General features: G+C 71.4%; 24 protein-coding genes, 5 tRNA genes and 1 pseudogene. 10 read left to right on the forward strand and 20 right to left on the reverse strand.

Features of this window, described 5'->3' with window-relative positions; genetic code table 11:
• Positions 1–37: 37 nt before the first annotated feature.
• On the reverse strand, positions 38–2290 hold the full coding sequence (gene recG / locus BA175_RS07290) for an ATP-dependent DNA helicase RecG (RefSeq protein WP_069170484.1): 2253 nt from the start codon (positions 2288–2290) through the stop codon (positions 38–40).
• Between the two features lie 52 nt (positions 2291–2342).
• Positions 2343–3968 carry a DAK2 domain-containing protein gene (locus tag BA175_RS07295; RefSeq protein ID WP_069170485.1) on the reverse strand — a complete coding sequence of 542 codons (1626 nt, stop codon included), beginning with the start codon at positions 3966–3968 and terminating at the stop codon, positions 2343–2345.
• Between the two features lie 257 nt (positions 3969–4225).
• Between BA175_RS07295 and rpmB the strand changes: the two genes are divergently transcribed.
• Positions 4226–4411, forward strand: coding sequence for a 50S ribosomal protein L28 (rpmB, locus tag BA175_RS07300; protein ID WP_003965989.1), 186 nt, complete (start codon positions 4226–4228; stop codon positions 4409–4411).
• Between the two features lie 112 nt (positions 4412–4523).
• Here rpmB and thiD read toward each other — a convergent pair whose 3' ends face one another.
• The gene (thiD, locus tag BA175_RS07305) at positions 4524–5342 is read right to left on the reverse strand and encodes a bifunctional hydroxymethylpyrimidine kinase/phosphomethylpyrimidine kinase (RefSeq protein ID WP_069171992.1); all 819 of its coding nucleotides are present in this window, start codon (positions 5340–5342) and stop codon (positions 4524–4526) included.
• Between the two features lie 10 nt (positions 5343–5352).
• Positions 5353–6324: a thiamine-phosphate kinase gene (locus BA175_RS07310; protein WP_069170486.1), complete on the reverse strand. Its 972-nt coding sequence runs from the start codon at positions 6322–6324 to the stop codon at positions 5353–5355.
• 317 nt (positions 6325–6641) lie between these two features.
• Here BA175_RS07310 and BA175_RS07315 point away from each other — a divergent pair, with 317 nt between their 5' ends.
• Positions 6642–6875 carry an Lrp/AsnC family transcriptional regulator gene (locus BA175_RS07315; protein WP_069170487.1) on the forward strand — a complete coding sequence of 78 codons (234 nt, stop codon included), beginning with the start codon at positions 6642–6644 and terminating at the stop codon, positions 6873–6875.
• Positions 6876–6895: 20 nt separating this feature from the next.
• On the forward strand, positions 6896–7384 hold the full coding sequence (locus BA175_RS07320; protein ID WP_069170488.1) for a DUF3515 domain-containing protein: 489 nt from the start codon (positions 6896–6898) through the stop codon (positions 7382–7384).
• Between the two features lie 164 nt (positions 7385–7548).
• On the opposite strand, the gene BA175_RS07325 is transcribed toward BA175_RS07320, so the two are convergent.
• From BA175_RS07325 to BA175_RS07335, 3 genes are read right to left on the reverse strand one after another with little or no spacing between them, the layout of a single operon-like run.
• Positions 7549–8739, reverse strand: a complete 1191-nt coding sequence (locus BA175_RS07325; RefSeq protein ID WP_069170489.1) for a D-alanine--D-alanine ligase family protein — start codon at positions 8737–8739, stop codon at positions 7549–7551.
• A gap of 34 nt (positions 8740–8773) precedes the next feature.
• Complete coding sequence (locus BA175_RS07330) at positions 8774–9784, reverse strand: NAD(P)H-dependent glycerol-3-phosphate dehydrogenase (RefSeq protein WP_069170490.1); 1011 nt, start codon at positions 9782–9784, stop codon at positions 8774–8776.
• Entirely contained in the window at positions 9781–10533 is a 753-nt protein-coding gene (locus BA175_RS07335; protein ID WP_069170491.1) for a lysophospholipid acyltransferase family protein, read from the reverse strand. The genes BA175_RS07330 and BA175_RS07335 overlap by 4 nt, the downstream gene beginning before the upstream one ends.
• 139 nt (positions 10534–10672) lie before the next feature.
• Between BA175_RS07335 and cofC the strand changes: the two genes are divergently transcribed.
• Entirely contained in the window at positions 10673–11377 is a 705-nt protein-coding gene (gene cofC, locus BA175_RS07340; protein ID WP_069171993.1) for a 2-phospho-L-lactate guanylyltransferase, read from the forward strand.
• Positions 11378–11551: 174 nt separating this feature from the next.
• Positions 11552–11755 carry a hypothetical protein gene (locus BA175_RS07345; protein ID WP_069170492.1) on the forward strand — a complete coding sequence of 68 codons (204 nt, stop codon included), beginning with the start codon at positions 11552–11554 and terminating at the stop codon, positions 11753–11755.
• Positions 11756–11835: 80 nt separating this feature from the next.
• Here BA175_RS07345 and BA175_RS07350 read toward each other — a convergent pair whose 3' ends face one another.
• From BA175_RS07350 to leuC, 4 genes are all read right to left on the reverse strand, one after another.
• A complete protein-coding gene (locus tag BA175_RS07350) occupies positions 11836–12489 on the reverse strand; it encodes an HU family DNA-binding protein (protein WP_069170493.1) in 654 nt (217 codons plus the stop codon).
• A 143-nt stretch (positions 12490–12632) separates the two neighbouring features.
• Positions 12633–12860, reverse strand: coding sequence for a hypothetical protein (locus tag BA175_RS07355; RefSeq protein ID WP_069170494.1), 228 nt, complete (start codon positions 12858–12860; stop codon positions 12633–12635).
• Between the two features lie 104 nt (positions 12861–12964).
• A complete protein-coding gene (leuD, locus tag BA175_RS07360; protein WP_069170495.1) occupies positions 12965–13573 on the reverse strand; it encodes a 3-isopropylmalate dehydratase small subunit in 609 nt (202 codons plus the stop codon).
• Positions 13574–13575: 2 nt separating this feature from the next.
• A complete protein-coding gene (gene leuC / locus BA175_RS07365; protein WP_069170496.1) occupies positions 13576–15003 on the reverse strand; it encodes a 3-isopropylmalate dehydratase large subunit in 1428 nt (475 codons plus the stop codon).
• A 175-nt stretch (positions 15004–15178) separates the two neighbouring features.
• On the opposite strand from leuC, the gene ndgR reads away from it, so the two are divergent.
• Entirely contained in the window at positions 15179–15895 is a 717-nt protein-coding gene (ndgR, locus tag BA175_RS07370; protein WP_030928691.1) for an IclR family transcriptional regulator NdgR, read from the forward strand.
• 170 nt (positions 15896–16065) lie between these two features.
• Here ndgR and BA175_RS07375 read toward each other — a convergent pair.
• From BA175_RS07375 to BA175_RS07415, 9 genes are all read right to left on the reverse strand, one after another.
• Positions 16066–16138, reverse strand: a tRNA-Glu gene (locus tag BA175_RS07375).
• A gap of 18 nt (positions 16139–16156) precedes the next feature.
• Positions 16157–16228, reverse strand: a tRNA-Gln gene (locus BA175_RS07380).
• Positions 16229–16240: 12 nt separating this feature from the next.
• Positions 16241–16313: transfer RNA gene (locus BA175_RS07385), tRNA-Glu, on the reverse strand.
• 85 nt (positions 16314–16398) lie between these two features.
• Positions 16399–16471, reverse strand: a tRNA-Glu gene (locus tag BA175_RS07390).
• A gap of 18 nt (positions 16472–16489) precedes the next feature.
• A tRNA-Gln gene (locus tag BA175_RS07395) sits at positions 16490–16561 on the reverse strand.
• A gap of 84 nt (positions 16562–16645) precedes the next feature.
• Entirely contained in the window at positions 16646–17365 is a 720-nt protein-coding gene (locus BA175_RS07400; RefSeq protein ID WP_069171994.1) for an HAD family hydrolase, read from the reverse strand.
• Positions 17366–17501: 136 nt separating this feature from the next.
• The gene (gltX, locus tag BA175_RS07405) at positions 17502–18974 is read right to left on the reverse strand and encodes a glutamate--tRNA ligase (protein WP_069170497.1); all 1473 of its coding nucleotides are present in this window, start codon (positions 18972–18974) and stop codon (positions 17502–17504) included.
• On the reverse strand, positions 18967–19743 hold the full coding sequence (locus BA175_RS07410; RefSeq protein WP_069170498.1) for a fumarylacetoacetate hydrolase family protein: 777 nt from the start codon (positions 19741–19743) through the stop codon (positions 18967–18969). The genes gltX and BA175_RS07410 overlap by 8 nt, the downstream gene beginning before the upstream one ends.
• Positions 19744–19975: 232 nt before the next feature.
• Positions 19976–20158: a hypothetical protein gene (locus BA175_RS07415; protein WP_069171995.1), complete on the reverse strand. Its 183-nt coding sequence runs from the start codon at positions 20156–20158 to the stop codon at positions 19976–19978.
• 608 nt (positions 20159–20766) lie between these two features.
• Here BA175_RS07415 and BA175_RS07420 point away from each other — a divergent pair.
• The 4 genes and pseudogenes from BA175_RS07420 to BA175_RS29340 all read left to right on the forward strand — a co-directional run.
• The gene (locus BA175_RS07420) at positions 20767–24624 is read left to right on the forward strand and encodes a sensor histidine kinase (protein ID WP_069170499.1); all 3858 of its coding nucleotides are present in this window, start codon (positions 20767–20769) and stop codon (positions 24622–24624) included.
• Positions 24625–24633: 9 nt separating this feature from the next.
• Positions 24634–25047 carry a roadblock/LC7 domain-containing protein gene (locus tag BA175_RS07425; protein ID WP_006127850.1) on the forward strand — a complete coding sequence of 138 codons (414 nt, stop codon included), beginning with the start codon at positions 24634–24636 and terminating at the stop codon, positions 25045–25047.
• A gap of 134 nt (positions 25048–25181) precedes the next feature.
• Entirely contained in the window at positions 25182–25589 is a 408-nt protein-coding gene (locus BA175_RS07430; protein WP_003966010.1) for a DUF742 domain-containing protein, read from the forward strand.
• A pseudogene (locus BA175_RS29340) lies at positions 25570–25729 on the forward strand (ATP/GTP-binding protein); the annotation flags it as partial. The gene BA175_RS07430 and the pseudogene BA175_RS29340, both read left to right, overlap by 20 nt.

Consider the following 25729-nt stretch of genomic DNA (forward strand, 5'->3'; position numbering starts at 1 on the left):
CTGCTCCCACGATATGGCGTCGGGGCGGACGGGGGCCTCACCCCTTGTCGAGGTACTCCTCACGCTCCTTGTCCAGCAGGGCGTCCAGCGCGGTGCGCAGTTCCGGCAGCCCGCCGAGGTCCGGGTCGGCCGCGACGACGCGGACGGCCTCCTCGCGGGCCGCCGCGATGACCTCCTCGTCGTCGATGACGCTGAGGACCCGCAGGGACGAGCGGACACCGGACTGGGCCTGGCCGAGGACATCGCCCTCGCGGCGCTGTTCGAGGTCGATCCGGGAGAGCTCGAAGCCGTCGAGGGTGGCGGCGACCGCAGAGAGCCGGGCCCTGGCGGGACTCGCCTCGTGGGCCTCGCTGACCAGCAGGCAGAGGCCGGGGGCCGAGCCGCGCCCGACCCGTCCGCGCAGCTGGTGCAGCTGGGAGACGCCGAAGCGGTCGGCATCCATGATGACCATCGCGGTGGCGTTGGGGACGTTGACCCCGACCTCGATGACGGTGGTGGCGACCAGCACGTCGACCTCGCCGGCGGCGAACCGGCGCATCACGGCGTCCTTGTCGTCGGGGTGCATCCTGCCGTGGAGCACCTCGATCCGCAGACCTGCCAGCGGCCCCCGGGAGAGCTGGTCCGCGATCTCCAGGACCGCGAGCGGCGGGCGCTTCTCGGCGTCGTCCTCGGGGGCCGCCTGCTTCTTCTTCCCCTTCTTCCCCTCCGCCTCGTCGGCGTCGTCGCCGATACGGGGGCACACCACGTACGCCTGGTGGCCGTTCTCGGTCTCCTCGCGGACGCGCTCCCAGGCGCGGCTGAGGAAGTGGGGTTTGTCCTTGGCCGGGACCACATGGCTGGCGATGGGCGAACGGCCGGCCGGCAACTGGTCCAGGACGGAGGTCTCCAGGTCGCCGAAGACCGTCATCGCGACCGTACGGGGGATGGGGGTGGCGGTCATCACGAGGAGGTGAGGCGGCTGCTTCCCCTTCGAGCGCAGGGCGTCGCGCTGCTCCACGCCGAAGCGGTGCTGTTCGTCGACGACGACGAGGCCGAGGTCGTGGAACTTCACCTTGTCCTCGATCAGCGCGTGGGTGCCGATGACGATGCCGGCCTCTCCGGTGGCCAGGTCGAGCAGTGCCTGACGGCGGGCCGCGGTGCCCATGGAGCCGGTCAGCAGGACGACCTTGGTGCCCCGGGCCGAGCCGCCGCCCGGCGGGCGCCCCTCGTCGAGCGGCGCTTCGCTCCACAGTCCCCAGTTCCCGGCCAGCTCGCCCATCATCTCGGTGACGGAACGGTGGTGCTGCTGGGCGAGGACCTCGGTGGGGGCGAGCAGCGCGGTCTGCCCGCCGGTGTCGACGACGCGGAGCATGGCGCGCAGGGCGACCAGGGTCTTGCCGGAGCCCACCTCGCCCTGGAGCAGCCGGTGCATGGGGTGCTCGGTCGCGAGGTCGCCGAAGATCTCCTCGGTGACCTTCTGCTGACCCGCGGTGAGGGTGAAGGGGAGTCCGGCGTCGAAGGAGTCGAGGAGGCCGTCGGCGACGGCTCCCCGGGCGACCGCCGGGAGCTGCTTGTCCGCGTACCGGCGGCGGGCGAGGGCCACCTGGAGGACGAAGGCCTCGTCCCACCGCAGCCGCTCGCGCGCGGCGGCGATGTCCGCCTTGGTGTGCGGGCGGTGGATCTTGAGCAGGGCCTCGGGCAGCGGGACGAACCCGCGTCCTTCGCGCAGGGACGCCGGCAGCGGGTCCACGGCCTCCCCCGCACTCGGCAGGACGGTGTCGACGGCCTTGGCGATACGCCAGGAGTCGAGCTGCTTGCAGGCCGGGTAGATCGGCAGGAGCTGCCCGGCGAAGGCGCCCACGGCCTCGGTCGCCTCGTCCTCGTCATGGGCGTCGAGGAGTTGGTACGTGGGGTGGGCGAGCTGCATCCTGCGGTTGAAGACGGAGACCTTGCCGGCGAACATCGCGCGCCGCCCGGGGAGGAGCTCCTTGTGGGGCTTGTGGACGCCGTGTCCGAAGAAGACCAGCTGGAGCCTGCCGCTGCCGTCGGTGAGAGTGACTTCGAGGCGTTTGCCGCGGCCGTTGTTGAACATCATGATCCGCGCGTCGGCGACCTGGGCGACGACCGTCACGTGCTCGTCCAGCGGGAGCTCGGCGAGCGCCGTGAGCCGGCCGCGCTCCTCGTAGCGCCGCGGGTAGTGGTGCAGCAGGTCACCGACGGTGTGCAGGTCGAGGTGTTCGGCCATCACCTTCGCGGTGGCTCCGCCGAGCAGCTTCTTCAGGGGTTCGTCGAAAGCGGACACGCGGTCCATTGCACACCACACCACTGACAGATGTCGCGGGACGCCGCACCGCGAAGGGGCGTCACTCGACGCCGATCAGCAGGGGTGCTGTCGGGTGGCCGCCCCGGTAGACCACCGTGTCGACGGCCAGGTGACCGTCGCGGACGTGTGCGCACAGGGCGTCGGCGACGGTGTCGGGGACGTCCTCGCCGAGGACGAGGGTGACGAGTTCGCCGCCCGCCGACAGCATCCGGTCCAGGACCGTGCGGGCGGTGCCGGGGACGTCCTCGCCGATCACGGCGACGTCCCCGTCGATCAGGCCGAGGACGTCACCGGCCTGGCAGACGCCGGCCGTGGTCCACGACTGCCGTTCGGCGACGGCCAGTTCGGCGTACCGGGTGGCGCCCGCCGCCGCCGTCATGGCGACGACGTCCTCGTCGAAGCTGCGGTCCGGTTCGTGGACGGCGAGCGCGGCGAGCCCCTGGACGGCGGCGCGAGTGGGTACGAGGGCCACGCGGACGCCTTCGGACCTGGCCTGCTCGGCGGCCGCGGCGGCGGTGTGGCGCAGCCGGGCGTCGTTGGGCAGCAGCACCACCTCGCGGGCGTGGGCCCGGCGGATCGCGTCGACCAGCTCCCCGCTCGCGGGCGGCTCTCCCGGGCGCGCCAGCACGGCGGTGGCCCCCGCCTCCGCGCAGAGGCCCGAGAGCCCGTCGCCGGGGACGACCACGACGACCGCGCGCTGAGCCGGCTCCTGGCGGGTCCTGACGCGGTCGGCGGCGAAGTGGGTGATCCGGATGCGGTAGGGCCGGCCGGCCTCGACCCCGGCCTCGACGGCCGCCCCGGCGTCGTCGACGTGGACGTGGACGTTCCACAGGCCGTCGCCGCCGACCACCACGAGGGACTCCCCCAGGGCGTCGAGCCGGCCGCGCAGCCGGGCGACGGCGTCGTCCCCGGCCTCCAGCAGGTAGATCACCTCGAAGGCGGGGCCGCCCTCCGGGTCCGGTTCGGCGCAGTTCCCGGTCAGGAGCAGCGTGTCCGGGTCCGCCGTCCTCACCGCCCGCGCGGGGGCCCGGCCGCCGACCGCCTCCAGCAGCGCCCCGAGGACGGCCACCAGGCCCTGCCCGCCGGCGTCCACGACGCCCGCGCGCCCGAGGACGGCGAGCCGGGCGGGGGTCGCGGCCAGCGCGTTGAGCGCCCCCTCGTAGGCGGCTTCGAGCACCTCTGCGAGGTCCGTGGCCGGGGCGGTGGCCGCCGCGGCTTCGGCGGACGCGGTGGCCACGGTCAGTACGGTGCCCTCGACGGGGTGGGCGACGGCCTGCCGGGCGGCGGCGGCCGCCTCGGTCAGCGCCCTGCGCAGGTGGTCCGCGTCGCCGCCCTCGGCGAGCACGCCGGCCATGCCGCGCAGCAACTGGGCGAGGATGGTCCCGGAGTTGCCGCGAGCGCCGATCAGCGCCCCGTGCGCCATGGCGCGTACGGCGTCGGCGCGGGCGGGCGAGGTGCTGCCGGTCTCGTGGGCGGCGAAGACGGCCTCGACGGCCGCCGCCGCCGACTCGACGGTCAGGTAGAGGTTGGTACCGGTGTCCCCGTCGGCGACCGGGAAGACGTTGATCGCGTCGATCGCCCGGCGCTCGCGGCCCAGTGTCTCCAGGGCCAGGGAGCACCAGGTGCGCACCGCGACGGCGTCCACATCGTCGGGGGGCTGCGGCACCGTCGGTCCTCCTTGGGGCGGCCGTGGGGGGGCGGGCTGCACCGCAGGGTAGTCCTGCGGGGAGCGTCCGCCGGGGACAGGGGCGGGACAGCCGGCCCGGCAACCCGTGGTAGTTTCGTATCTCCGGAGCAGGCGTTGTATGCTGCTTCGGTTGCCCGGCGAGAGTCGGGCCATTCCTCCGGTACCGCCACTTCAGTAAAATGATTCCGGCGCGCCGGAATTCACTGTAAGTGCATCTGAAGTCTTTGGAGTGACCCGTGGCTGCCAACTGCGACGTTTGCGGCAAGGGGCCGAGCTTCGGCAACAGCATTTCGCACTCGCACCGCCGTACGTCCCGTCGCTGGAATCCCAACATCCAGCGCGTGCGTGCCGTGGTCGGTCGGACGCCGAAGCGGCTCAACGTCTGCACCTCGTGCATCAAGGCCGGCAAGGTCGCGCGCTGACGTCCCCGTCGTAGCGCAGCCTTCCGGTTGCCCAAAAGGCCGGTCCATCTCGGTGGACCGGCCTTTTGCTGCGCTCCGGAGCAGGTGTGACCCGGCCGGGGGGCGGTGCGCGTCAGCCGGCCGCCGTACGGGTGCGGGCCGCCCACCCGTGGTCGACGGGGCCGATGCCGCCGCCCAGCGCGAACCCCGCCCGGATCGCGCCGGTGACGTACGCCTTGGCGCCCCGTACGGCGGTGGGCACGTCCTGGCCCCGGGCGAGCCCGCACGCGATCGCGGACGCCAGGGTGCACCCCGTGCCGTGGGTGTGCCGGTTGCCGTGCCGGGGTGCGCGCAGCCAGTGTTCCTCGCTGCCGTCCGTCAGGAGGTCCACGGCCTCGCCCGGCAGGTGACCGCCCTTGACGACCACCCAGCGCGGCCCGTAGGAGAGCATCGCGGCGGCGGCGCGCCGCATCCCCTGTTCGTCGGTGACCTCGACACCGGTGAGCTGGGCCACCTCGTCGAGGTTCGGGGTGGCCACCGTCGCACGGGGCAGCAGTGCGGTGCGTACGGAGTCCAGTGCCTCGGCCGCGAGCAGCGCGTCGCCGTGCTTGGAGACTCCCACCGGATCCACGACGACGGGGGCGTCCGTCTCCGCGAGGAGCGCGGCGACGGTCCCGACGAGCGCGGCCGAGGACAGCATGCCGGTCTTCACGGCCTGGACGCCGATGTCGTCGACGACGCTGCGGTACTGGGCACGCACGGCCTCCACCGGGAGGTCCCAGGCCCCCTGCACGCCCAGCGAGTTCTGGGCCGTCACCGCGGTCAGCACGCTCATCCCGTGCGCGCCGAGGGCGAGCATCGTCTTCAGGTCCGCCTGGATCCCCGCACCGCCGCCGGAATCGGATCCGGCGACGGTGAGCACGCGGGGCGGTACAGCGGTGGTTGCGGTCATGACCGGCAATCTACTGGGCGTCCTCTATCGACCCGAAGTGGTCCCAGCCGCCCTTGCTCGTCCACGGCGCCCCGTCGACGGTGACCTGCGGCAGGGCCGACGGGTTGAGGACCTCGCCGATCACCTTCCAGCGGGCCGGGAGCTTCACGTCCGGCGGGAACGTGGCCACGATCGCGTGGTCCTCCCCCCCGGTGAGCACCCACTGCAGCGGGTCGACGCCGACGGCCTGCCCGATGTCGGACATCTGCGAGGGGATGTCGATCAGCCCCGAGCGCAGATCGATGCGGACCTTGCTGGCCTCCGCGATGTGCCCGAGATCGGCGACGAGCCCGTCACTGACGTCGGTCATCGCGGTGGCACCGAGCCCCGCGGCCGCGGGGCCCGCGTGGTAGGGCGGTTCGGGCCGCCGATGGGCCTCCACGAAGGCGCGCGGCGAGCGGAAGCCCCGGGACAGCACGGCGAACCCGGCGGCCGACCAGCCGAGCCAGCCGGTGACGGCCACCACGTCACCGGGCCGGGCGCCGGCCCGGGTGACGGGCTCGTGGTTGCGCAGGTCGCCGAGCGCGGTGATCGAGACGGTGATGGTGTCACCGCCCACGACGTCTCCGCCGACGACGGCCGCTCCGGCGACCTGGCACTCGTCCCGCAGCCCGTCCATGAGCTCGGTGGCCCAGGTGACGGGGAGATCGGCGGGTACGACCAGGCCCAGGAGCAGCGCGGTCGGTACGGCGCCCATGGCCGCGATGTCCGCGAGGTTCTGCGCGGCCGCCTTGCGCCCGACGTCGTACGCCGTCGACCAGTCGCGGCGGAAGTGCCGCCCTTCCAGCAGGATGTCCGTACTGGCCACGACCCTGCGGTCGGGGGCGGCCACGACCGCGGCGTCGTCGCCGGGTCCCAGTCGCACCGCCGGAGTGGTGGTGAGCCGGGACGTGAGCTCTCTGATGAGCCCGAACTCCCCCAACTCGCCCACGGTTCCCTTCACCGAGTCTCACCTCTCATCTATCGCACCGGACAGGTGTCCGGGCTGCTTCGGCGGCCGGTTGTCCGGGCCGTGGACGGGCTGGTGACGGGTGCCGGCAGCCCCACGGCGTACGGGCATCGTCCCTCTTCCGCTCCGGCGGGCTCGCGGTCGCGGGCCCTCGCCGCTGTCGGTAACGTCAGGAGATACGTCAACTTCTGTGGTGCGTACGCCACACCGTCGGCGTCAACCGGCCCGCAGGTCTCCCCGCGGCCCGCGGCGACGCGATACCGTGGCGTCCCTTTCCCCCACATGATCCTCGTGGCCGCCCTGGAGGTTCCGTGGTACAGGCGTACATCCTCATCCAGACCGAGGTGGGCAAGGCGTCGTTCGTCGCCGAGACCATCGCGAAACTCCCGGGAGTGATCCAGGCGGAAGACGTCACAGGCCCCTACGACGTGATCGTGCGCGCGCAGGCCGACACGGTCGACGCCCTCGGTCGCATGGTGGTCGCCAAGGTCCAGCAGGTGGACGGCATCACCCGAACCCTGACCTGCCCGATCGTCCACCTCTGACCCCCGTCTACGCTGGGCCGGTGACGTACAGCTGCCGCCGGTTCCGCCGCTCCGTACTGCTCGGTCCGTCCGCCGCTCTGGCCGTCCTGGCCGCGGCGGGCTGCTCCGCGGGGGACGCGGCTCCCTCGGTCGCGGTCCCCACGCCCTCGCCGGAGGAAGCCGCGTACTGCGAGGCGCTGCACAAGGAGCTGCCCAGGACCGTCACCGGCCTGGAGCGGAGTGATCCCGGACCGGAGTCGGTACTGACCGCCGGCTGGGGGGACGGGGCGATCGTACTGCGCTGCGGGGTCCCCCGGCCCACGAAGATGGATGACGCCCAGTCCAAGGCGGTCGACGCGGACGGCGTCAACTGGCTGCTGGAGCAGCGGGGTGACGCCGGCCCCCGGTTCACGACGACGTACCGCAAGGCATACGTCGAGGTCACGCTCTCGACGGCGTACGCCCACGACATCACCCCGCTGTCGGCGTTCGCCGCACCTGTCAGGAAGACGGTCCCCGACAGCCTCTGAGGCCTGCCCGTCGCGTCCGCCCCCGGCAGGCGTCGTCCGGTGCGTGCGGGCGCGTGGCGGGCGTCGTCCCCGTACGCGGACGTCCCCGGCCACGTTCCCGATGCCCCCGCGAGGTCCCGCCCCGGCCGGGGCGGGACCTCGCGGGGCACCCGCCCCGGCACGGATCAGCGCAGCCCGGTGGAGCGGTTGAGCGCCGCCTGGATGAGCCGGTCCACCAGCTCCGCGTAGTCCACGCCGCTCTCCTGCCACATGCGGGGGAACATGGAGATCGGAGTGAAGCCCGGCATGGTGTTGATCTCGTTGATGACGAAGTCGCCGTCCTCGGTGAGGAAGAAGTCGGCGCGCACCAGGCCTTCGCAGGACGTGGCGTCGAAGGCCTCGACGGCGAGCCGCCGCACCTCGGCGGTCTGCTCCTCGGTCAGGGGCGCGGGCACCAGCCCGGCCGCCGAGTCGATGTACTTGGCCTCGAAGTCGTAGAAGTCGTGGGCGGTGACCGGAGGAATCTCGGCGGGGACACTCGCGCGGGGCCCGTCCTCGAACTCCAGCACGCCGCACTCGATCTCACGGCCGCGCAGCAGGGACTCCACCAGGAACTTGGGGTCGTGCCGACGGGCCTCCTCGATCGCCTCGTCGAGGCCGGAGGGGTCGTCGACCTTGCTGATACCCACGGAGGAGCCGCCGCGGGCGGGCTTCACGAACAGGGGCCAGCCGTGTTCGGCGGCGAACTCCATGAGGCGCTTGCGTGCCGCGGGCCGGTCCGACTCCCACTCGCGGGGGCGGACGACCTCGTACGGGCCGACCGGCAGCCCGAAGGAGGTGAACACCCGCTTCATGTACTCCTTGTCCTGGCCGACCGCCGAGGCGAGGACGCCCGCGCCGACGTAAGGGACACCGGAGAGCTCCAGGAGGCCCTGCAGCGTGCCGTCCTCGCCGTACGGCCCGTGCAGCACGGGGAAGACGACGTCGACCTCGCCGAGCTCCCTCGGCAGCGCCCCCGGCTCGCTGACGAGGACGTGGCGGTTGCCGGGGTCGACGGAGAGCGTCACGGATCCGTTCGCGGACTCGGCCAGCTGGTCCACGTCGGGCACCTGCCGGTCCGCGATCGCCATGCGGGCCGGATCGTCGGCCGTGAGGACCCACCGCCCGTCCCTGGTGATACCGATCGGCAGGACGTCGTACTTCGTCCGGTCGACGGCCCTCATGACGGCGCCGGCCGTGACGACGGAGATGCCGTGTTCGGAGCTCCGGCCGCCGAAGACGACGGCCACACGCGGCTTCCGGCGCTGCTCGGGGCGCGCGGAGCTCTCGGAGCTCTCGGGGCTCTCAGGGCTCTGGGGGAGGTTCTGGCTGCTCATATCGCGTCGAGCGTACCTGCTGGTAGGGCTCGAGTCAGCGTCGCTCGGGCTTGGCGCTGCGCGACATCAGCTCCTTGACCGCGACGACCGGCGACTTGCCCTCGTGGACGATTCCGACGACCGTCTCGGTGATCGGCATGTCGACCCCGTGCCTGCGCGCCAGATCGAGCACGGATTCGCAGGACTTGACGCCCTCGGCGGTCTGGTTGGTGACGGCGACGGTCTCCTGGAGCGTCATCCCGCGGCCGAGGTTGGTGCCGAAGGTGTGGTTGCGCGACAGCGGCGAGGAGCAGGTCGCCACCAGGTCACCCAGCCCCGCGAGTCCGGAGAACGTCAGCGGGTCGGCGCCCATGGCGAGGCCCAGCCGGGTGGTCTCGGCGAGGCCGCGGGTGATGAGCGAGCCCTTGGCGTTGTCGCCGAGGCCCATGCCGTCGGCGATGCCCACGGCGAGGCCGATCACGTTCTTCACCGCGCCGCCGAGCTCGCAGCCGACCACGTCGGTGTTGGTGTAGGGACGGAAGTACGGGGTGTGGCAGGCGGCCTGGAGACGCCGGGCGACGGCCTCGTCGGCGCAGGCCACGACGGCGGCCGCGGGCCGGCGTTCGGCGATCTCCTTGGCGAGGTTGGGCCCGGTGACGACGGCGATGCGGTCGGCTGTGGCCCCGGTGACGTCCTCGACGACCTCGCTCATCCGCTTCGCGGTGCCGAGTTCGACCCCCTTCATCAGGGAGACGAGGACCGTGCCCGCCTCCAGGTGCGGTGTCCAGTCGGCGAGGTTGGCGCGCAGGGTCTGCGAGGGCACGGCCAGGACCGCGAAGTCGGCGCCCCGCAGGGCCTCCGCCGCGTCGGTGGTGGCCCGGACCGAGGCGGGGAGCTGAATTCCCGGCAGGTAGCCGGGGTTGGTGTGCGTCGTGTTGACCGCCTCGGCGACTTCGGCGCGACGGCCCCAGAGGGTGACCTCGCAGCCCGCGTCGGCGAGGATCACGCCGAAGGCCGTACCCCATGAGCCGGTTCCGAAGACGGCCGCTTTGCCGGGGTGCGTCACGTGGATCCCTTTCCCTGTGCCTTGCGCCGCTGCTGCGCACGGGCCTTACGGTGATCGTAGAGCTCGGCCGGGGCCTTCTCGCCGCGCAGGTCCTCCAGCTCGGCCGTGACGGCCGCCATGATCGCCTCGGTCGCCTGACGCAGCACCTCGGGGGTCTGCTCCAGACCGTAGAAGCGGGAGAGGTCGACCGGCGGCCCGGCCTGCACCGAGAGGGTCTTGCGGGGGAACAGCCGGAGCCGCTTCTCCTTGGCGTAGGGCGGCATCGCGTGGTTGGCGCCCCACTGGGCGACGGGGATGACGGGGGCCTTGGTCATCAACGCGACCCGGGCGGCGCCGGTCTTGCCGGCCATCGGCCACATGTCGGGGTCACGGGTAAGGGTGCCCTCGGGGTAGAAGGCGACGCATTCGCCCCGTTCGATGGCGGCGACGGCGGCGCGGAAGGCATCGAGCGCGTCGGTCGTCTCACGGTAGACGGGGATCTGCCCGGTGCCGCGCAGGATCATTCCGACGAAGGGCGTCCTGAAGAGTCCGGCCTTCGCGAGAAGCCTCGGCACCCGGCCGGTGTTGTACTGGAAGTGTCCGTACGACAGCGGGTCGAGGTAGGAGTTGTGATTGACGGCGGTGATGAATCCGCCCTCGGCCGGAATGTGTTCCATCCCCCGCCAGTCGCGCTTGAACAGAACCACCAGGGGTGGTTTTGCGATGGCTGCCGCCAGGCGGTACCAGAAGCCGATTCTGCGGCGGGACACTCGGACGCCTTCCTCTAGGAGCTGGTCTGCTGCCGGGCCGACGGCGGTGACGTGCCGCCCCGGGACCCTCTCGTGTGGAGAACACCGTACGCCTCACCGGTGGGGGCGGACCTCCGGGTCGTCCCACCGGCAGGCGAGAATAACGGCCGCGGAAGTCCGGACGCGTACGGAGAGGGAGATCGCCACGAACACCGACCCGACCGGCCCCTGGTCCCTGGTCGTCCCGCTCAAACCGCTCGCACGGGCCAAGAGCAGGCTGGGGCGTACGACGGGCGAGGAGCTGCGCCCGCGCCTCGCCCTGGCGTTCGCCCTCGACACGGTGTCGGCGGCGCTGTCCTGCCCGGCGGTACGTGATGTGGTGGTCGTCACGGACGATCCCGTGGCCGGCCCGGCGCTGGCCGCGCTCGGGGCTCGCACGGTGGCGGACTCGCCGGCGGCCGGGCTCGACGCGGCTCTGGAGCACGGCGCGCGGTCGGTGCTCTCGCAACGGCCCGCCGCGGCGGTGGCCGCGCTCAACGCCGACCTCCCCGCACTGCGTCCCGGTGAATTGGCGCGGGTACTCGATTTCGCTTCCGCATTCCCCCGCGCATTCGTCAGCGACGCACAGGGAATCGGCACGACATTTCTGTCGGCGATGCCCGGAGTGGAATTGCGGCCGTCGTTCGGCGGGCCGTCCCGGGCCCGGCACCTCGCCTCGGGCGCGGGAGAGATCGCGGCTCCCGGCCTCGATTCCGTGCGCAGGGACGTGGACACGGGCGACGACCTGCGCGTGGCCCTGGCGCTGGGCGTGGGGCGGTTCACCGCCGATCTGACGGCCTCCGCCGTCCCGGTCGCCGACCGCTGAGGGCTGTCCCGCGCTTCCCGGCGGGCGCGCGACGACAGCTACGGCACCTCGCCGCGTTGCCAAGACGTCCCCCTGCGGCACGTATGCGGACGCACCTCCGCCCTGCCATGCCCCGCGTCCGGCGCCGCGCACCGGTCCACCGGGAAGTGCGGGACAACCCGTAGGCTGCGGTACATGCAGGCGACCTCGTACACGTACGACCCAGGGACCCGGACCGGCAGTGTGCTCCTCGACGACGGCACCCCGGTGGACTTCGACGCCCCCGCCTTCGACGCGGGCGGCCTGCGGCTGCTGCGGCCGGGGCAGCGGGTACGGATCGAGACCGAGGGCGAGGGCGCCTCGCTGCGCATCACCCTGGTGACCCTCCAGACGCTCTGAGCGGCTCCTGACAGCCCGCGGGCCGGGCTCCCCGAGGGGAGCCCGGCCCGGTGCGTAGGAGAAGCGAGCGGCGCCCGGTCTCACTTCTTGCGTGCGGTGGCCTTCTTGGCCGCGGTGGTGCGTGCCGTGGTCTTCTTCGCGGGCGCCTTCTTCGCCGTGGTCTTCTTGGCGGGCGCGGTCTTGGCGGCGACGGTCTTCTTCGCCGTGGCCTTCTTCGCCGGGGCGGTCTTCTTCGCCGCCGGGGTGGCCTTCTTCGCCGCCGCAGAGGTCTTCTTCGCGGTGGCCTGCTTGGCGGCGGGCGCGGTCTTCTTCGCCGCGGCCGTGCTCTTGCGCGCCGTGGCCTTCTTGGCGGTGGCCTTCTTCGCGGCCGCCTTCGCCGTCGTACGGGTGGAAGAACCGCCCGACAGGCTGCCCTTGGGCGCCTTCTTGACGGACACCTCGCCCCCCTTGGGAAGCTTCTTGGAGCCGCTCACCAGGTCCTTGAAGCCCTGTCCCGCACGGAAACGCGGCACGGACGTCTTCTTGACCCGTACGCGCTCGCCCGTCTGCGGGTTGCGGGCGTACCGGGCGGGGCGGTCGACCTTCTCGAACGAGCCGAAGCCGGTGACCGAGACACGATCCCCCGCGACAACCGCACGGACGATCGCGTCGAGCACCACATCGACGGCGTCAGCGGCCTGCTGACGGCCACCGACCTTGTCGGCAATCGCTTCTACGAGCTGCGCCTTGTTCACGTCTTCCCCTTCGGAGACATTGCCGGAACCATACCGTTCAGGCCTTTTCGCACGTTAGGCAGATATATACCGCAAATCAAACACGAAACGGGCTAATCACCCTAGTGCCGCAACGAAGTCGACCGCCGCGCTGTTCCGCGGAGTCAGTCACCTTCGGGGAATCGGCCCTCATCGAGGTCCTTCATCAACCGGTCCAGACGCCTTGCCGCGCCAGGGAGATCGTGCTTAGCCGCGGCCGTGACGACCATCAGCTTCCGGGAGAGCGCCATCCGTACGTCCTCCGGGACTTGCAGTGCACGCACCTTCGCGTGCGCTTCCTTCAGTCGGTCGGCGACGATGCCGTAGAGCTCGAGTTGGCTGTCGCGTCCCATGCACCGATTGTGCCATCTGGGGCGAGTTGTCGCCCGAGGGGGTCTCAACAAGCGACTGCGCCCCCTGCCGGCAGGCAGAGGGCGCAGTGCGGGAAAAGCGCTGCTCAGGCGTCGATCGTGCGCGGTTTGTGGGACGGCCTGGCCGCCTCGTACGTTGCGATGTCCGCTTCGTTCTGAAGGGTGAGGCTGATGTCGTCGAGGCCGTTCAGCAGTCGCCAGCGGGCGTTCTCGTCGAGCTCGAAGGCGGCTGTCAGCGTGGATCCGTCGGGGGCGTCGGCCAGGACCTGGCGCTTCTCCAGGTCGACGGTGATCTCGGCCGTCGGGTCGGCCTCCGTGATCTCCCACAGCCGGTCGACGACCGCCTGGTCGAGGACGACGGTCAACAGGCCGTTCTTCAGCGAGTTGCCGCGGAAGATGTCGGCGAACCTCGAGGAGATGACGGTCCTGAAGCCGTAGTTCTGCAGGGCCCAGACCGCGTGCTCGCGGGAGGAGCCCGTACCGAAGTCGGGGCCGGCCACCAGGACCGAGGCGCCCTCGCGCTCGGGGCGGTTGAGGACGAAGTCCCCGTCCTTGCGCCAGGCCTCGAACAGACCGTCCTCGAAGCCGTCGCGGGTGACCTTCTTCAGCCAGTGCGCGGGGATGATCTGGTCGGTGTCGACGTTGCTGCGGCGCAACGGGACGGCCCGGCCGGTGTGTGCGGTGAATGCTTCCATGGCTATCGGACTCCGGCAGGCGTACGGGCTTCGGACAGGTCGGCGGGCGAGGCCAGACGGCCCAGCACGGCGGTGGCGGCGGCGACCTGCGGTGAGACGAGGTGGGTGCGGCCGCCCTTGCCCTGCCTGCCCTCGAAGTTGCGGTTCGAGGTGGAGGCGGAGCGCTCGCCGGGGGCCAGCTGGTCGGGGTTCATGCCGAGGCACATCGAGCAGCCCGCGTGCCGCCATTCGGCGCCGGCGGCGGTGAAGACCTTGTCCAGGCCCTCCTCCACGGCCTGCAGGGCCACCCGGACGGATCCGGGGACGACCAGCATCCGTACGCCGTCGGCGACTTTGCGGCCCTCGATGACCGAGGCGGCGTTGCGCAGGTCCTCGATGCGGCCGTTGGTGCACGAACCTACGAAGACGGTGTCCACGCTGATCGCGCGCAGCGGCTGCCCGGCAGTCAACCCCATGTACTCCAGGGCCTTTTCGGCGGCGTGACGCTCCGAGGCGTCCTCGTACGAAGCCGGGTCGGGGACACTGGCCGACAGGGGCGCGCCCTGACCGGGGTTGGTGCCCCAGGTGACGAACGGCGCAAGTTCCGCGGCGTCGATGACGACCTCGGCGTCGAAGACGGCGTCGTCGTCGGTGCGCAGCGTCTTCCAGTACGCGACGGCGGCGTCCCAGTCCTCACCCGTGGGGGCGTGGTCGCGGCCCCGCAGGTAGTCGAAGGTGGTGGCGTCCGGGGCGATCATGCCCGCGCGGGCGCCCGCCTCGATCGACATGTTGCAGATGGTCATCCGGGCCTCCATCGAGAGCTTCTCGATGGCGGATCCGCGGTATTCGATGATGTAGCCCTGGCCGCCGCCGGTGCCGATCCGGGCGATGATCGCCAGGATCAGGTCCTTGGCGGTGACGCTGTCGGGGAGTTCACCCTCGACGGTGATCGCCATCGTCCTGGGGCGGGCCATCGGCAGGGTCTGGGTGGCCAGGACGTGCTCGACCTGACTGGTGCCGATCCCGAAGGCCAGCGCACCGAACGCGCCGTGGGTGGAGGTGTGGGAGTCACCGCAGACGACCGTGGTGCCGGGCTGGGTCAGGCCGAGCTGGGGGCCCACCACGTGCACGACGCCCTGCTCGACGTCGCCGAGCGGGTGCAGCCGGACGCCGAAATCCGCGCAGTTCTTGCGCAGGGTCTCCAGCTGGGCGCGCGAGACCGGGTCGGCGATCGGCTTGTCGATGTCGAGGGTCGGGGTGTTGTGGTCCTCGGTGGCGATGGTGAGGTCGAGGCGCCGCACCGGCCGGCCGGCCTGACGCAGGCCGTCGAACGCCTGCGGGCTGGTCACCTCGTGCAGCAGGTGCAGATCGATGAAGAGAAGGTCGGGCTCGCCCTCCGCGCGCCGGACGACGTGATCGTCCCAGACCTTCTCCGCGAGTGTCCTACCCATCGCTTTCCCTCCGGCCGGCGTCCTCGCCGGCCCAACTAGAGATTTCGGTGCGCCACCGTCCGGACCCCCGAGCGGGGCGGCGACTACGAGCCGTGGTGGGGCCGCCCGTACAGGTTCGCAACTTCCGGGGAAAATTGAACTTGCGTTTCACAGAGTGAGACGCGAGTATCGTCGTATGGACAACTCTAGCGGCGTCGGCGTTCTCGACAAGGCAGCTCTGGTATTGAGCGCCCTGGAGTCCGGTCCGGCCACCCTCGCCGGGCTGGTCGCGGCGACAGGGCTCGCACGGCCCACGGCACATCGGCTGGCCGTGGCACTCGAACACCACCGCATGGTGGCGAGGGACATGCAGGGCCGTTTCATTCTCGGCCCCCGGCTGGCGGAGCTCGCGGCCGCGGCCGGCGAGGACCGCCTCCTGGCGACGGCCGGGCCGGTGCTCACGCATCTGCGCGACATCACGGGCGAGAGCGCGCAGCTCTACCGCAGGCAGGGTGACATGCGGATCTGCGTGGCCGCCGCGGAGCGGCTGTCCGGACTGCGGGACACCGTGCCGGTGGGCTCCACGCTCACGATGAAGGCGGGCTCCTCCGCGCAGATCCTGATGGCCTGGGAGGAACCGGAGCGCCTGCACCGGGGCCTGCAGGGCGCCCGCTTCACGGCGACGGCGCTGTCGGGGGTGCGGCGCCGGGGCTGGGCCCAGTCGATCGGTGAGCGCGAGCCCGGTGTGGCCTCGGTCTCGGCTCCGGTCCGCGGACCGTCGAACCGCGTGGTCGCCGCCGTCTCCGTCTCCGGGCCGATCGAGCGGCTCACCCGGCATCCCGGCCGGATGCACGCCCAGGCGGTCATCGACTCGGCCGCCCGGCTGAGCGAGGCACTGCGCCGCAACGGCTGACATCCGCACCGCTCCTTCCGGCCGCCCCAGCGTCGTGGCGGCCCCAAGTCATCCGCGTCACAACGGAGATGAGCGGGAGCCCGCCTCACGGAGCCCTGCGGACGCGCCGGTCAACCGACACGAAGAAGGCCCTCCACCGAGGTGAAGGGCCTTTCCGTACTACCGTGTTGTACCCCCGACCGGATTCGAACCGGCGCTACTGCCGTGAGAGGGCAGCGTGCTAGGCCGCTACACAACGGGGGCTTGTCCTACGGTCTTGCGCTGGGCTACCAGGACTCGAACCTAGAATGACGGTACCAGAAACCGTAGTGTTGCCAATTACACCATAGCCCATGGTGATTCACGTACCCCCGACCGGATTCGAACCGGCGCTACTGCCGTGAGAGGGCAGCGTGCTAGGCCGCTACACAACGGGGGCCCTAGCGATCCTCATCCGGTGTGAGCCGGATGATGTCTCCGCGGGAGCATGGGTGCGACCCTGACGTTCTCGCGGGATGGATCTGTACCCCCGACCGGATTCGAACCGGCGCTACTGCCGTGAGAGGGCAGCGTGCTAGGCCGCTACACAACGGGGGCTTGTACTTCGATCTTGCGCTGGGCTACCAGGACTCGAACCTAGAATGACGGTACCAGAAACCGTAGTGTTGCCAATTACACCATAGCCCACTGAAACGCAACCCCTGAGGGTCTTGTCCCTGTCGCGCTTCCCGACCGGATCTTCCGGCCCGCTCGGGCGGCGCAGGAAGAACATTACCTGAAGGTGTCCGGCGCTCCAAAACGGGTATCGCCCGCCAGCAGGCCGGGAAGCTCGTCGAGCCCGGTGATCCGGACCAGCTCGGGCCGGCCGCCGAGCCCTTCCCGGTCCAGCCAGATTCCGGTGAGCCCCGCGGCCACGGCGCCACCCGCGTCGATGTCGGGCTCGTTGCCGACGTACGCCACCTCGTGCGGGTGCAGGGCAAGCGCCCGGCACGCGGCGTGGAAGGCCGCCGCCTCCGGCTTGGAGACCCCCAGCTCCACGGCGCACACGACCGCCTCGAAGCGGTCCCGCACACCGAGCGCCCGCAGCTTGCGGTCCTGGTTGTGGATGCTGGAGTTCGACAGGACGGCATGCCGGAAGCTTCCTGCCAGCCGGTCCAGGACCGGCACGGTGTCGGGGAAGAGCTGCCAGGCAGCCTCGTAGTGGGCGGCATGCCGGCCGAACCAGCTGTCCGCCTCCCCGTCGCTCAGCCACCGCCCCAGGAATGCCCGTACGCGCTCCCGCCGCTGCCCCGGGAAGTCGATCTCACCGGCCGCGAAGCGCGCCCATTGCACGTCCGTGACCGCTTTCCAGGCGTCCAGGGCCTGCTGCGTGGACGCGTACCCCTCGGGCAGACCCTCGGTCTCCAGATGCTTGCGCATCCCGACGCGGTCGGCCCCCGAGTAGTCGAAGATCGTGTCGTCGATGTCCCAGAGGACGGCGCGGATGGCCATGCTCCCGAACGTACCGCTCATCCCCGCCGTCCGCCGCACAGTGCCGGAACTCCGCCGCGGACGGGCACCGTCCCGTCCGGAAAACACCGGTGGGCGGTCACGGGACGCACCCGTGACCGCCCACCCGGGGCAGGGACTACGCGGCCAGCCTGGCCAGCGCGGCGTCGATGCGGGCGATGGTCTTCTCGCGGCCCAGGATCTCCAGGGACTCGAAGAGCGGCAGGCCGACCGTACGGCCGGTGACGGCCACGCGGACCGGGGCCTGCGCCTTGCCGAGCTTCAGGCCGTGCTGCTCGCCGGCGGCCAGGACGGCGGACTTGAGTGCCTCGGCGTTCCACTCGGCGGCGATCAACTCGGCGCGGGCCGTCACGAGGAGGGCGTCGGAGCCCTCCTTCATGGCCTTGTTCCAGGACGCCTCGTCCTCGACGGGCTCGTCCAGGAAGAGGAAGTCGACGTTGGCCGTGATGTCGGAGAGGACCGTCACACGGGTCTGGGCGTGCGGGGCGATCTCGGCGAACTGCGCCGCGTCGAACGCCTCGGGGGCCCAGGGGGCGAACGGAGCCTTCAGCCACGGACCGCATGCCTCGGTGAACGCCTTCACGTCCATCGCGCGCAGGTGCTCGGCGTTGATGTGCTCGCACTTCTTCAGGTCGAAGCGCGCCGGGTTGGCGTTGACGTCGGCGATGTCGAACGCGGCGACCAGCTCGTCGCGGGTGAAGATGTCGCGGTCCTCGGCGATCGACCAGCCCAGCAGCGAGAGGTAGTTGAGCAGTCCCTCGGGCAGGAACCCGCGCTCGCGGTAGAGGTTGAGCGAGGCCTGCGGGTCGCGCTTGGAGAGCTTCTTGTTGCCCTCCCCCATGACGTAGGGGAGGTGACCGAAGGCGGGGGTGTCCTTGGCGATGCCCAGCTCGATGAGTGCCCGGTACAGCGCGATCTGGCGCGGGGTGGAGGAGAGCAGGTCCTCGCCGCGCAGGACGTGGGTGATCTCCATCAGCGCGTCGTCGACCGGGTTGACCAGTGTGTAGAGCGGGGCCCCGTTGGCGCGGACGATGCCGTAGTCCGGCACGTTCTCCGGCTGGACGGTGATGTCGCCGCGGACCAGGTCGGTGAAGGTGATCGCCTCGTCGGGCATCCGGAACCGGATGATCGGGGTACGGCCCTCGGCCTCGTACGCGGCCTTCCGCTCGTCGCTCAGGTCGCGGCAGTGGCCGTCGTACCCGGAGGGCCTGCCGGCCGCGCGGGCGGCGTCACGGCGGGTGTCGAGCTCCTCGGTGGTGCAGTAGCAGGGGTAGGCGTACCCGCCGGCCAGCAGCTTGCCGGCGACGTCCTTGTAGAGGTCCATCCGCTGCGACTGGCGGTACGGCGCGTGCGGGCCGCCGGTCTCGGGGCCCTCGTCCCAGTCCAGGCCGAGCCACCGCATCGACTCCAGCAGCTGGTCGTAGGACTCCTCGGAGTCGCGGGCCGCGTCGGTGTCCTCGATGCGGAAGACGAGGGTGCCCTGGTGGTGCCGGGCGAAGGCCCAGTTGAAGAGGGCCGTCCGGACCAGGCCCACGTGGGGGTTGCCGGTCGGGGAGGGACAGAAACGTACGCGGACAGGTGCGTTAACCACGCTTGATCACCTTGTTGGTGAGAGTGCCGATGCCTTCGATGGTGACGGCGACCTCGTCGCCGACGTGCAGAGGTCCGACCCCTGCGGGGGTCCCGGTGAGGATCACGTCGCCCGGGAGCAGCGTCATGGCCTCGGTGATGTGGACGACCAGGTCCTCGACGGTCCGGACCATGTCGCTCGTGCGTCCGAGCTGGCGCTGCTCGCCGTTGACCGTGGCCTGGATCGCCAGGTCGGAGGGGTCGACGTCCGTCTCCACCCAGGGCCCCAGGGGGCAGGAGCTGTCGAAGCCCTTCGCCCGGGCCCACTGGTTCTCGCGGCGCTGGACGTCGCGGGCGGTGACGTCGTTGGCGCAGGTGTAACCGAAGATGACGTCCTTGACGCGCTCACGCGGGACCTCACGGCACATGCGGCCGATGACCACGGCCAGCTCCGCCTCGTGGTGCAGCTCCTCGGAGAAGGAGGGGTACTCGATGGCGTCGCCGGAGCCGATCACGGAGGTGGTGGGCTTGAAGAAGGCGACCGGCACATCCGGGACCTCGTTGCCGAGTTCGGCGGCGTGTTCCGCGTAGTTGCGGCCGATGGCCACGACCTTGTTGGGGAGCACGGGCGGCAGCAGCCGGACCTTCTTCAGCGGGACCTTGGTCCCGGAGAGTTCGAAGTCGGCGTACGGGATGCCCTTGATGATGTCGAGGACGAGGCTGTCGGGGCTGTCGCCCTCGACCGCGCCGAAGGCGACATTGCCGTCGATGGAGAACCTGGCGATGCGCACGGGATGCTGTCGCCCCTCACTTACTGGCTGGCTGAAGACTGACGCTCCAGGCTATCGCCTCGCCCGGCGCGGTTCCCCCTGGCGGGAGCGCCGTCCTGCGCCTGCGGCCGGGGCACAACGGGAAGCCCTGGCAGCGGGGCCACCAGGGCTTGGTGCCGGGGGACACGGGGGCGCCCCGGCGCGGGGGCGACGCGGGAGGACGCCGTGCGGGTGAGTGCGCCGGCCCGGGGTGTCAGTCGCCGGCCGTGGCGGGGGCTTCCATGAGGATGGTGCGGCGGGGGTTGGCCGTCTGGGTGGGCAGGTCGACCGCGTGCTCCGGCCGCTCCGGCGTGCGCAGCGACTCGGCGTCCTTGAGGTGCGCCAGCGTGGTGCGCCGGGGGTTGGCAATAGCGCGGAACATCATCGTCGTCTTCATCTGCCGTTCGGACCCTTGTCGCCGGGGCGCCGCCCGGAGGGGGCGCCGGTTGTCGGTTTCGCTATCCCTGTAAAGCGCCAGGCTAAACATCCGATTCCCCCTCGGAGCCGGGATGAGACGGCGATCATGATGTGAGTTTGCTCACGAAGTTGTCGACAAATCACCCATAGCGGGCGATTGACGGGGTGAGCCAAAACGGACAATGCGTCAGTGAATCTCTCATTCCGCTGCCGATCATGTCGACTGGGACACCCCGGAGCGCCAGGGAGCACGCCCTTAATCATCCGGTTTACCCCGGAACGCGACCCACCGCTTGTTACGCAGCCATCACACCGTGTCATCCAGGTCACAGCCCGGTACGTGGGCCTTGTTGGAGATCCGCCACTGTGCTGGAATTCCACGCACCGCCGCGGGTTCAGACCCGGCGCGCAGGGGCGCAACGCAGCGCCGAGTGAGCGGCGGGAGGGGGAAGTACGCCGGTCACTCACGACCACCATGGGGCGCGTCCAGCGCCCCGAGACGCCGACACCGTCCCGCCCGCACCAGCGGGAGGGGCGCCTGGTCCAGAGGTTGCGACGCTAGTGCAGGGACGTTTCAAGAGGGATGGCATGGGGTCTCCCCAGCCCCGCCAGGGCCGAGGGGATGCTCCGGCGGATCAGGAGCCGCGCGGCGGGAACGACCGCGGTTCCTCGCCCCAGCATGCCCAGACCCCCGGGCAGTCCACGGCCGGCGAGGGCGGCGACCGGGCCCAGCGCCCGGGAGCGGCGGGCGGAGGTGCCGACGCGGCGCCGTCCCTCAAGCCCGTCGGACCCCCCAGCACCGGCTCCCGCATGGCCCTGCGCAACTGGCGCATCAGCACGCGTCTGGTCTCCCTGCTCGCCCTGCCGGTGGTCGCGGCGACCACGCTGGGCGGACTGCGCATCAACGAGTCCATGAACGACATGGACCAGCTCGAGCACATGCAGCTGCTCACCGAGATGACCAAGCAGGCGACCGCGCTGGCCAACGCGCTCCAGGAGGAGCGCGACAGTTCGGCCGGCCCCCTGTCCAACGGCGGCAAGGCGACCGACTTCGAGGTCTCCGAACCCCGGAAGCGGACCGACCGGGCCAAGGACGCCTTCTTCGAGGCCACCGACGAGATCGGCAACAGCCCCGGCGACGCGGCCCTGGACAGCATCCACGCGAGCGTCAGCCAGATCGGCAACCAGCTCGGCGACATCACCAGCATCCGCAAGGACGCCTACGCCGAGAACGCGCCCAGCCTCAACACGATCGACCGGTACAGCCAGCTGATCACCTCGCTGCTGAGCCTTTCGCAGGACATGGCGCAGGCGACCAGCAACCCGGACATGATCAAGCGGACCCGTGCGCTGGCGGCCTTCTCCTCCTCCAAGGAGTACGCGTCGATCCAGCGCGCGGTCATCGCGGCGGCCCTGCCCGGCGGTGGCAGCACCAAGACGGACCTCGACGAGAACGAGCAGGCCTTCGGCCGCAACGCGCTCACCAAGGAAGACCTGGCGCGCAAGACGTTCGAGACGACGTACGAGACCACCGGCAACAGCTCGGCGGAGCTCATCGCCCCGCTGGAGAACGGCAACCCCGAGATCACGGCTGCCGACATGTACGCGAAGAAGGTGCTCGACAGCCCGCTGGGCATGGAGGGCAGCAAGACCCGCTCGTACAAGGACTGGTACGACCAGGCCTCCAACGAGATCCAGGCCATGAAGACCATCGAGTCGACCCTGCTGGGTCAGATGGACAGCAAGGCCCGTGAGCTGCGTGAGGAGTCGCAGCGCGACGCCATCCTCAACGGTGCCGTCATCCTCGTCGTCCTCGGCGTCTCACTGGTCGGCGCCTTCGTCGTGGCGCGGTCCATGATCCGCTCCCTGCGGCGGCTCCAGGACACCGCGACCCGGGTGGCCCAGGACCGGCTGCCCGAGCTCGTCAAGCAGCTCTCCGAGACGGACCCGCAGGACGTCGACACCTCCGTGGAGTCGGTCGGTGTGCACTCCCGGGACGAGATCGGCAAGGTGGCCGCGGCCTTCGACGACGTGCACCGCGAGGCGGTCCGTCTGGCCGCCGAGCAGGCGCTGCTGCGAGGCAACGTCAACGCGATGTTCACCAACCTCTCGCGCCGCAGCCAGGGCCTCATCCAGCGCCAGCTCTCGCTCATCTCCGAACTCGAGTCCCGCGAGGCCGACCCGGACCAGCTGTCCTCGCTCTTCAAGCTCGACCACCTCGCGACCCGTATGCGCCGTAACGGCGAGAACCTCCTCGTCCTCGCGGGCGAGGAGCCCGGCCGCCGCTGGACGCGGCCCGTGCCGCTCGTCGACGTCCTCCGTGCCGCCGCCTCCGAGGTGGAGCAGTACGAGCGCATCGAACTGGCCGCGGTGCCCGCCACCGAAGTGGCCGGCCGCGTCGTCAACGACCTCGTGCACCTGCTCGCCGAGCTGCTGGAGAACGCCACGTCGTTCTCCTCGCCGCAGACGAAGGTCCGGGTCACCGGCCACGCGCTGCCCGACGGGCGGGTGCTCGTCGAGATCCACGACACCGGCATCGGCCTCTCCCCGGAGGACCTGGCCGCGATCAACGAGCGGCTCGCCTCGCCGCCCACCGTGGACGTCTCGGTCTCCCGCCGCATGGGCCTGTTCGTGGTCGGCCGGCTGTCGCTGCGTCACGGCATCCGGATCCAGCTGCGCCCCTCCGACTCCGGCGGTACGACCGCGCTGGTCATGCTGCCCATGGAGGTCGCGCACGGTGGCAAGCAGCCGCCGGCGAAGCCCGGCCAGGGCCCGCAGGGCGGTGCTCCCGGCGGTCTCCTCGCCGGTGCCGGCGCGCCCGGTGCGGCCGGCGGCCAGCGCCCCGGTCTCGGTGACGGCCCGGCGGCACCTCCCAAGGGACTCGGTTCGGGTGCCTCGCGCGGAGTCGGTGCGGGCTCGGGCCCCCGGGCCGCGCTGCCCTCCCGTGACGGCGGGCCGCGCCCGCCGCAGCAGGGCGCCGACGCGGGCCGGCAGGGTCCCGGGCTGCCGAGCCAGGGCAGGCCCGAGGCACCCCGTCAGGGCGGCGGGCTCTCCGGCGCCTTCGGCGGCCGGGCGGGCGCCCGCGGCAGGCAGGACCCCTCCGGCAGCCCGGAAGCGGGCGGCACGAACCTGTTCGGTCACTCCGGCCCGGGTCAGCCCGGCCGGCAGAGCGGCCTGCCCGCACGCCAGGCCCCTCAGCCGCAGCAGGCACAGCACGACCAGGGCGGCCAGGGCGGCTTCCAGCAGCCTGGCGGCCCCGGTCGTCAGCTCCCGCCGTCCGGCGGGCCGCGGGCGGAACTGCCCGGTGGCCCCTCGCAGCCGCAGCGCCCCCAGAGCACCAGCTGGGGCGTGGAGGAGCAGGGTGCGCCCCGGCGCACGCCGCTGGACTCCCCGCGCGGCCACGAGGACTCCGACGCGGGCGCGTTCACCCGCCCCGGCAACCCCGGCCCCGGCCGGTCGTTCGACATGCCGGACCAGCGCGCCCCCATGAACGACCGTCACGAACTGGGCGCGACGGCGGAGTTCGCCCGTCCGGACTTCTCGGCACCGCAGCCGCCGCAGGGTGCGGACCCGGCGAGCACGGCGCAGTTCGCCCGCCCCGACTTCGGCGCGCCCAGGCCGCAGGACCAGGCTTTCGGAGGCCACCAGGCCCCGCAGCACCAGGGCTACGGCGCTCAGGACTCCCAGGACCAGGGCTACGGCGGGCAGGACCCCCAGAACCAGGGCTACGGCGGGCAGGACCCCCAGAACCAGGGCTACGGCGGTCCGGGCCAGGGCTTCGGCCAGAACCCCCAGGACCGGGGCTTCGGTGGTCAGGACCAGGGCTTCGGCCAGGCACCCCAGCACCAGCAGACCCACCTGCCCCGCCGGCAGGGCGGCCCCGACTTCGGCGCGCCGCACGTGCCGGCCCCGTCCGCGGGCGAGCCGCCGCGCCGCCCGGCGCTGCCGGAGGCCCTGCCGCCGGCCGGTCCGGGTGACGGGCGCACGCCGCTCTACGACACGCTGGAGACGAACTGGTTCCACGGCCCGCAGCAGGGCGGCCAGCAGCCGCCCGCCGCCGCGCCGCAGGAACCGCCCGCTCCGGAGCACGCCGGGAACCCGGCTCCGTCCGCGCCCCGGCGCGGCGCGGCCGACACCGGCGCCACCAGTTCATGGCGCGCTTCGCCCAACGACGAACTCGTACGACAGGCGGAGCGGGTCAAGAAGCCCGCCGCAGGCGGGATCACCACGTCCGGTCTGCCTCGCCGGGTGCCACGTGCCAATTTGGTGCCGGGCACCGCTCAGCAGCAGAATCATCAGTCCGGACCTCAGGTCTCGCGTGCGCCCGATGACGTACGTGGCCGTCTGACCAATCTCCGCCGGGGCATCCAGCAGGGACGGCAGGCCAACAACGGCCCGTCTACCGGCAGTTTCCAACTCGGCCCCACTCACCAGCAGGAGCGTTAGTTGAGCCCCATGAGTCAGGCCGCGCAGAATCTGAACTGGCTGATCACCAACTTCGTGGACAACACCCCTGGGGTGTCACACACGGTGGTGGTCTCCGCGGATGGCCTGCTGCTGGCGATGTCCGAAGGATTCCCGCGGGACCGCGCCGATCAGCTGGCGGCCGTCGCCTCCGGTCTGACGTCGCTGACGGCGGGAGCCTCCCGGATCTTCGAAGGCGGCGCCGTGAGCCAGACCGTCGTGGAGATGGAACGCGGGTTCCTCTTCCTCATGTCCATCTCGGACGGATCCTCGCTCGCCGTTCTCGCCCACCCGGACGCGGACATCGGCCTGGTGGGATACGAGATGGCTCTCCTGGTCGACCGCGCGGGGACCGTACTCACCCCCGACCTGCGTGCCGAACTACAGGGAAGTCTGCTCCATTAGGCGGCCCCACGGCAGTCACCTGACACGATCCCCCCAGGTACTACTCAAAACCCTCACCCGTCCGGCCGTCCAAGTTCCCCCACCGGCCCCTTCCGACGGCAAGGCGACACCCTGCTGTCACGCCCGGAGGATTCATGACCCCGCCACCCGCCTCACCTGATCCGTACGGCGCACTGCACCACGCGTCGTACGACGGTGAAGGCGACCAGCCGCTGGTCCGTCCCTATGCCATGACCGGCGGCCGGACCCGGCCGCGTTACCAGCTCGCGATAGAGGCGCTGGTCAGCACGACGGCAGACCCCGCTCACCTCGGGACCCTGCTCCCGGAGCACCAGCGGATCTGCCACCTCTGCCGCGAGGTCAAGTCGGTGGCCGAGGTCTCGGCCCTGCTGTCCATGCCGCTGGGTGTGGCCAGGATCCTCGTGGCGGACCTGGCGGAAGCCGGCATGGTGGCCATCCACCAGCCGGGCAACGGAGAGGCCGGCGGCGCGCCGGATGTGACACTGCTCGAAAGGGTGCTCAGTGGACTTCGCAAGCTCTAGCGGCGGGACCGCCCGCGCCACCACGTCGGCGAAGATCGTGGTGGCGGGTGGGTTCGGCGTGGGTAAGACCACGTTTGTCGGTGCCGTCTCGGAGATCAACCCGCTGCGCACCGAAGCCGTGATGACGTCCGCCTCCGCGG

This window comes from Streptomyces griseus (assembly GCF_001715295.1).
Classification (GTDB): Bacteria; Actinomycetota; Actinomycetes; order Streptomycetales; family Streptomycetaceae; genus Streptomyces; species Streptomyces griseus_G.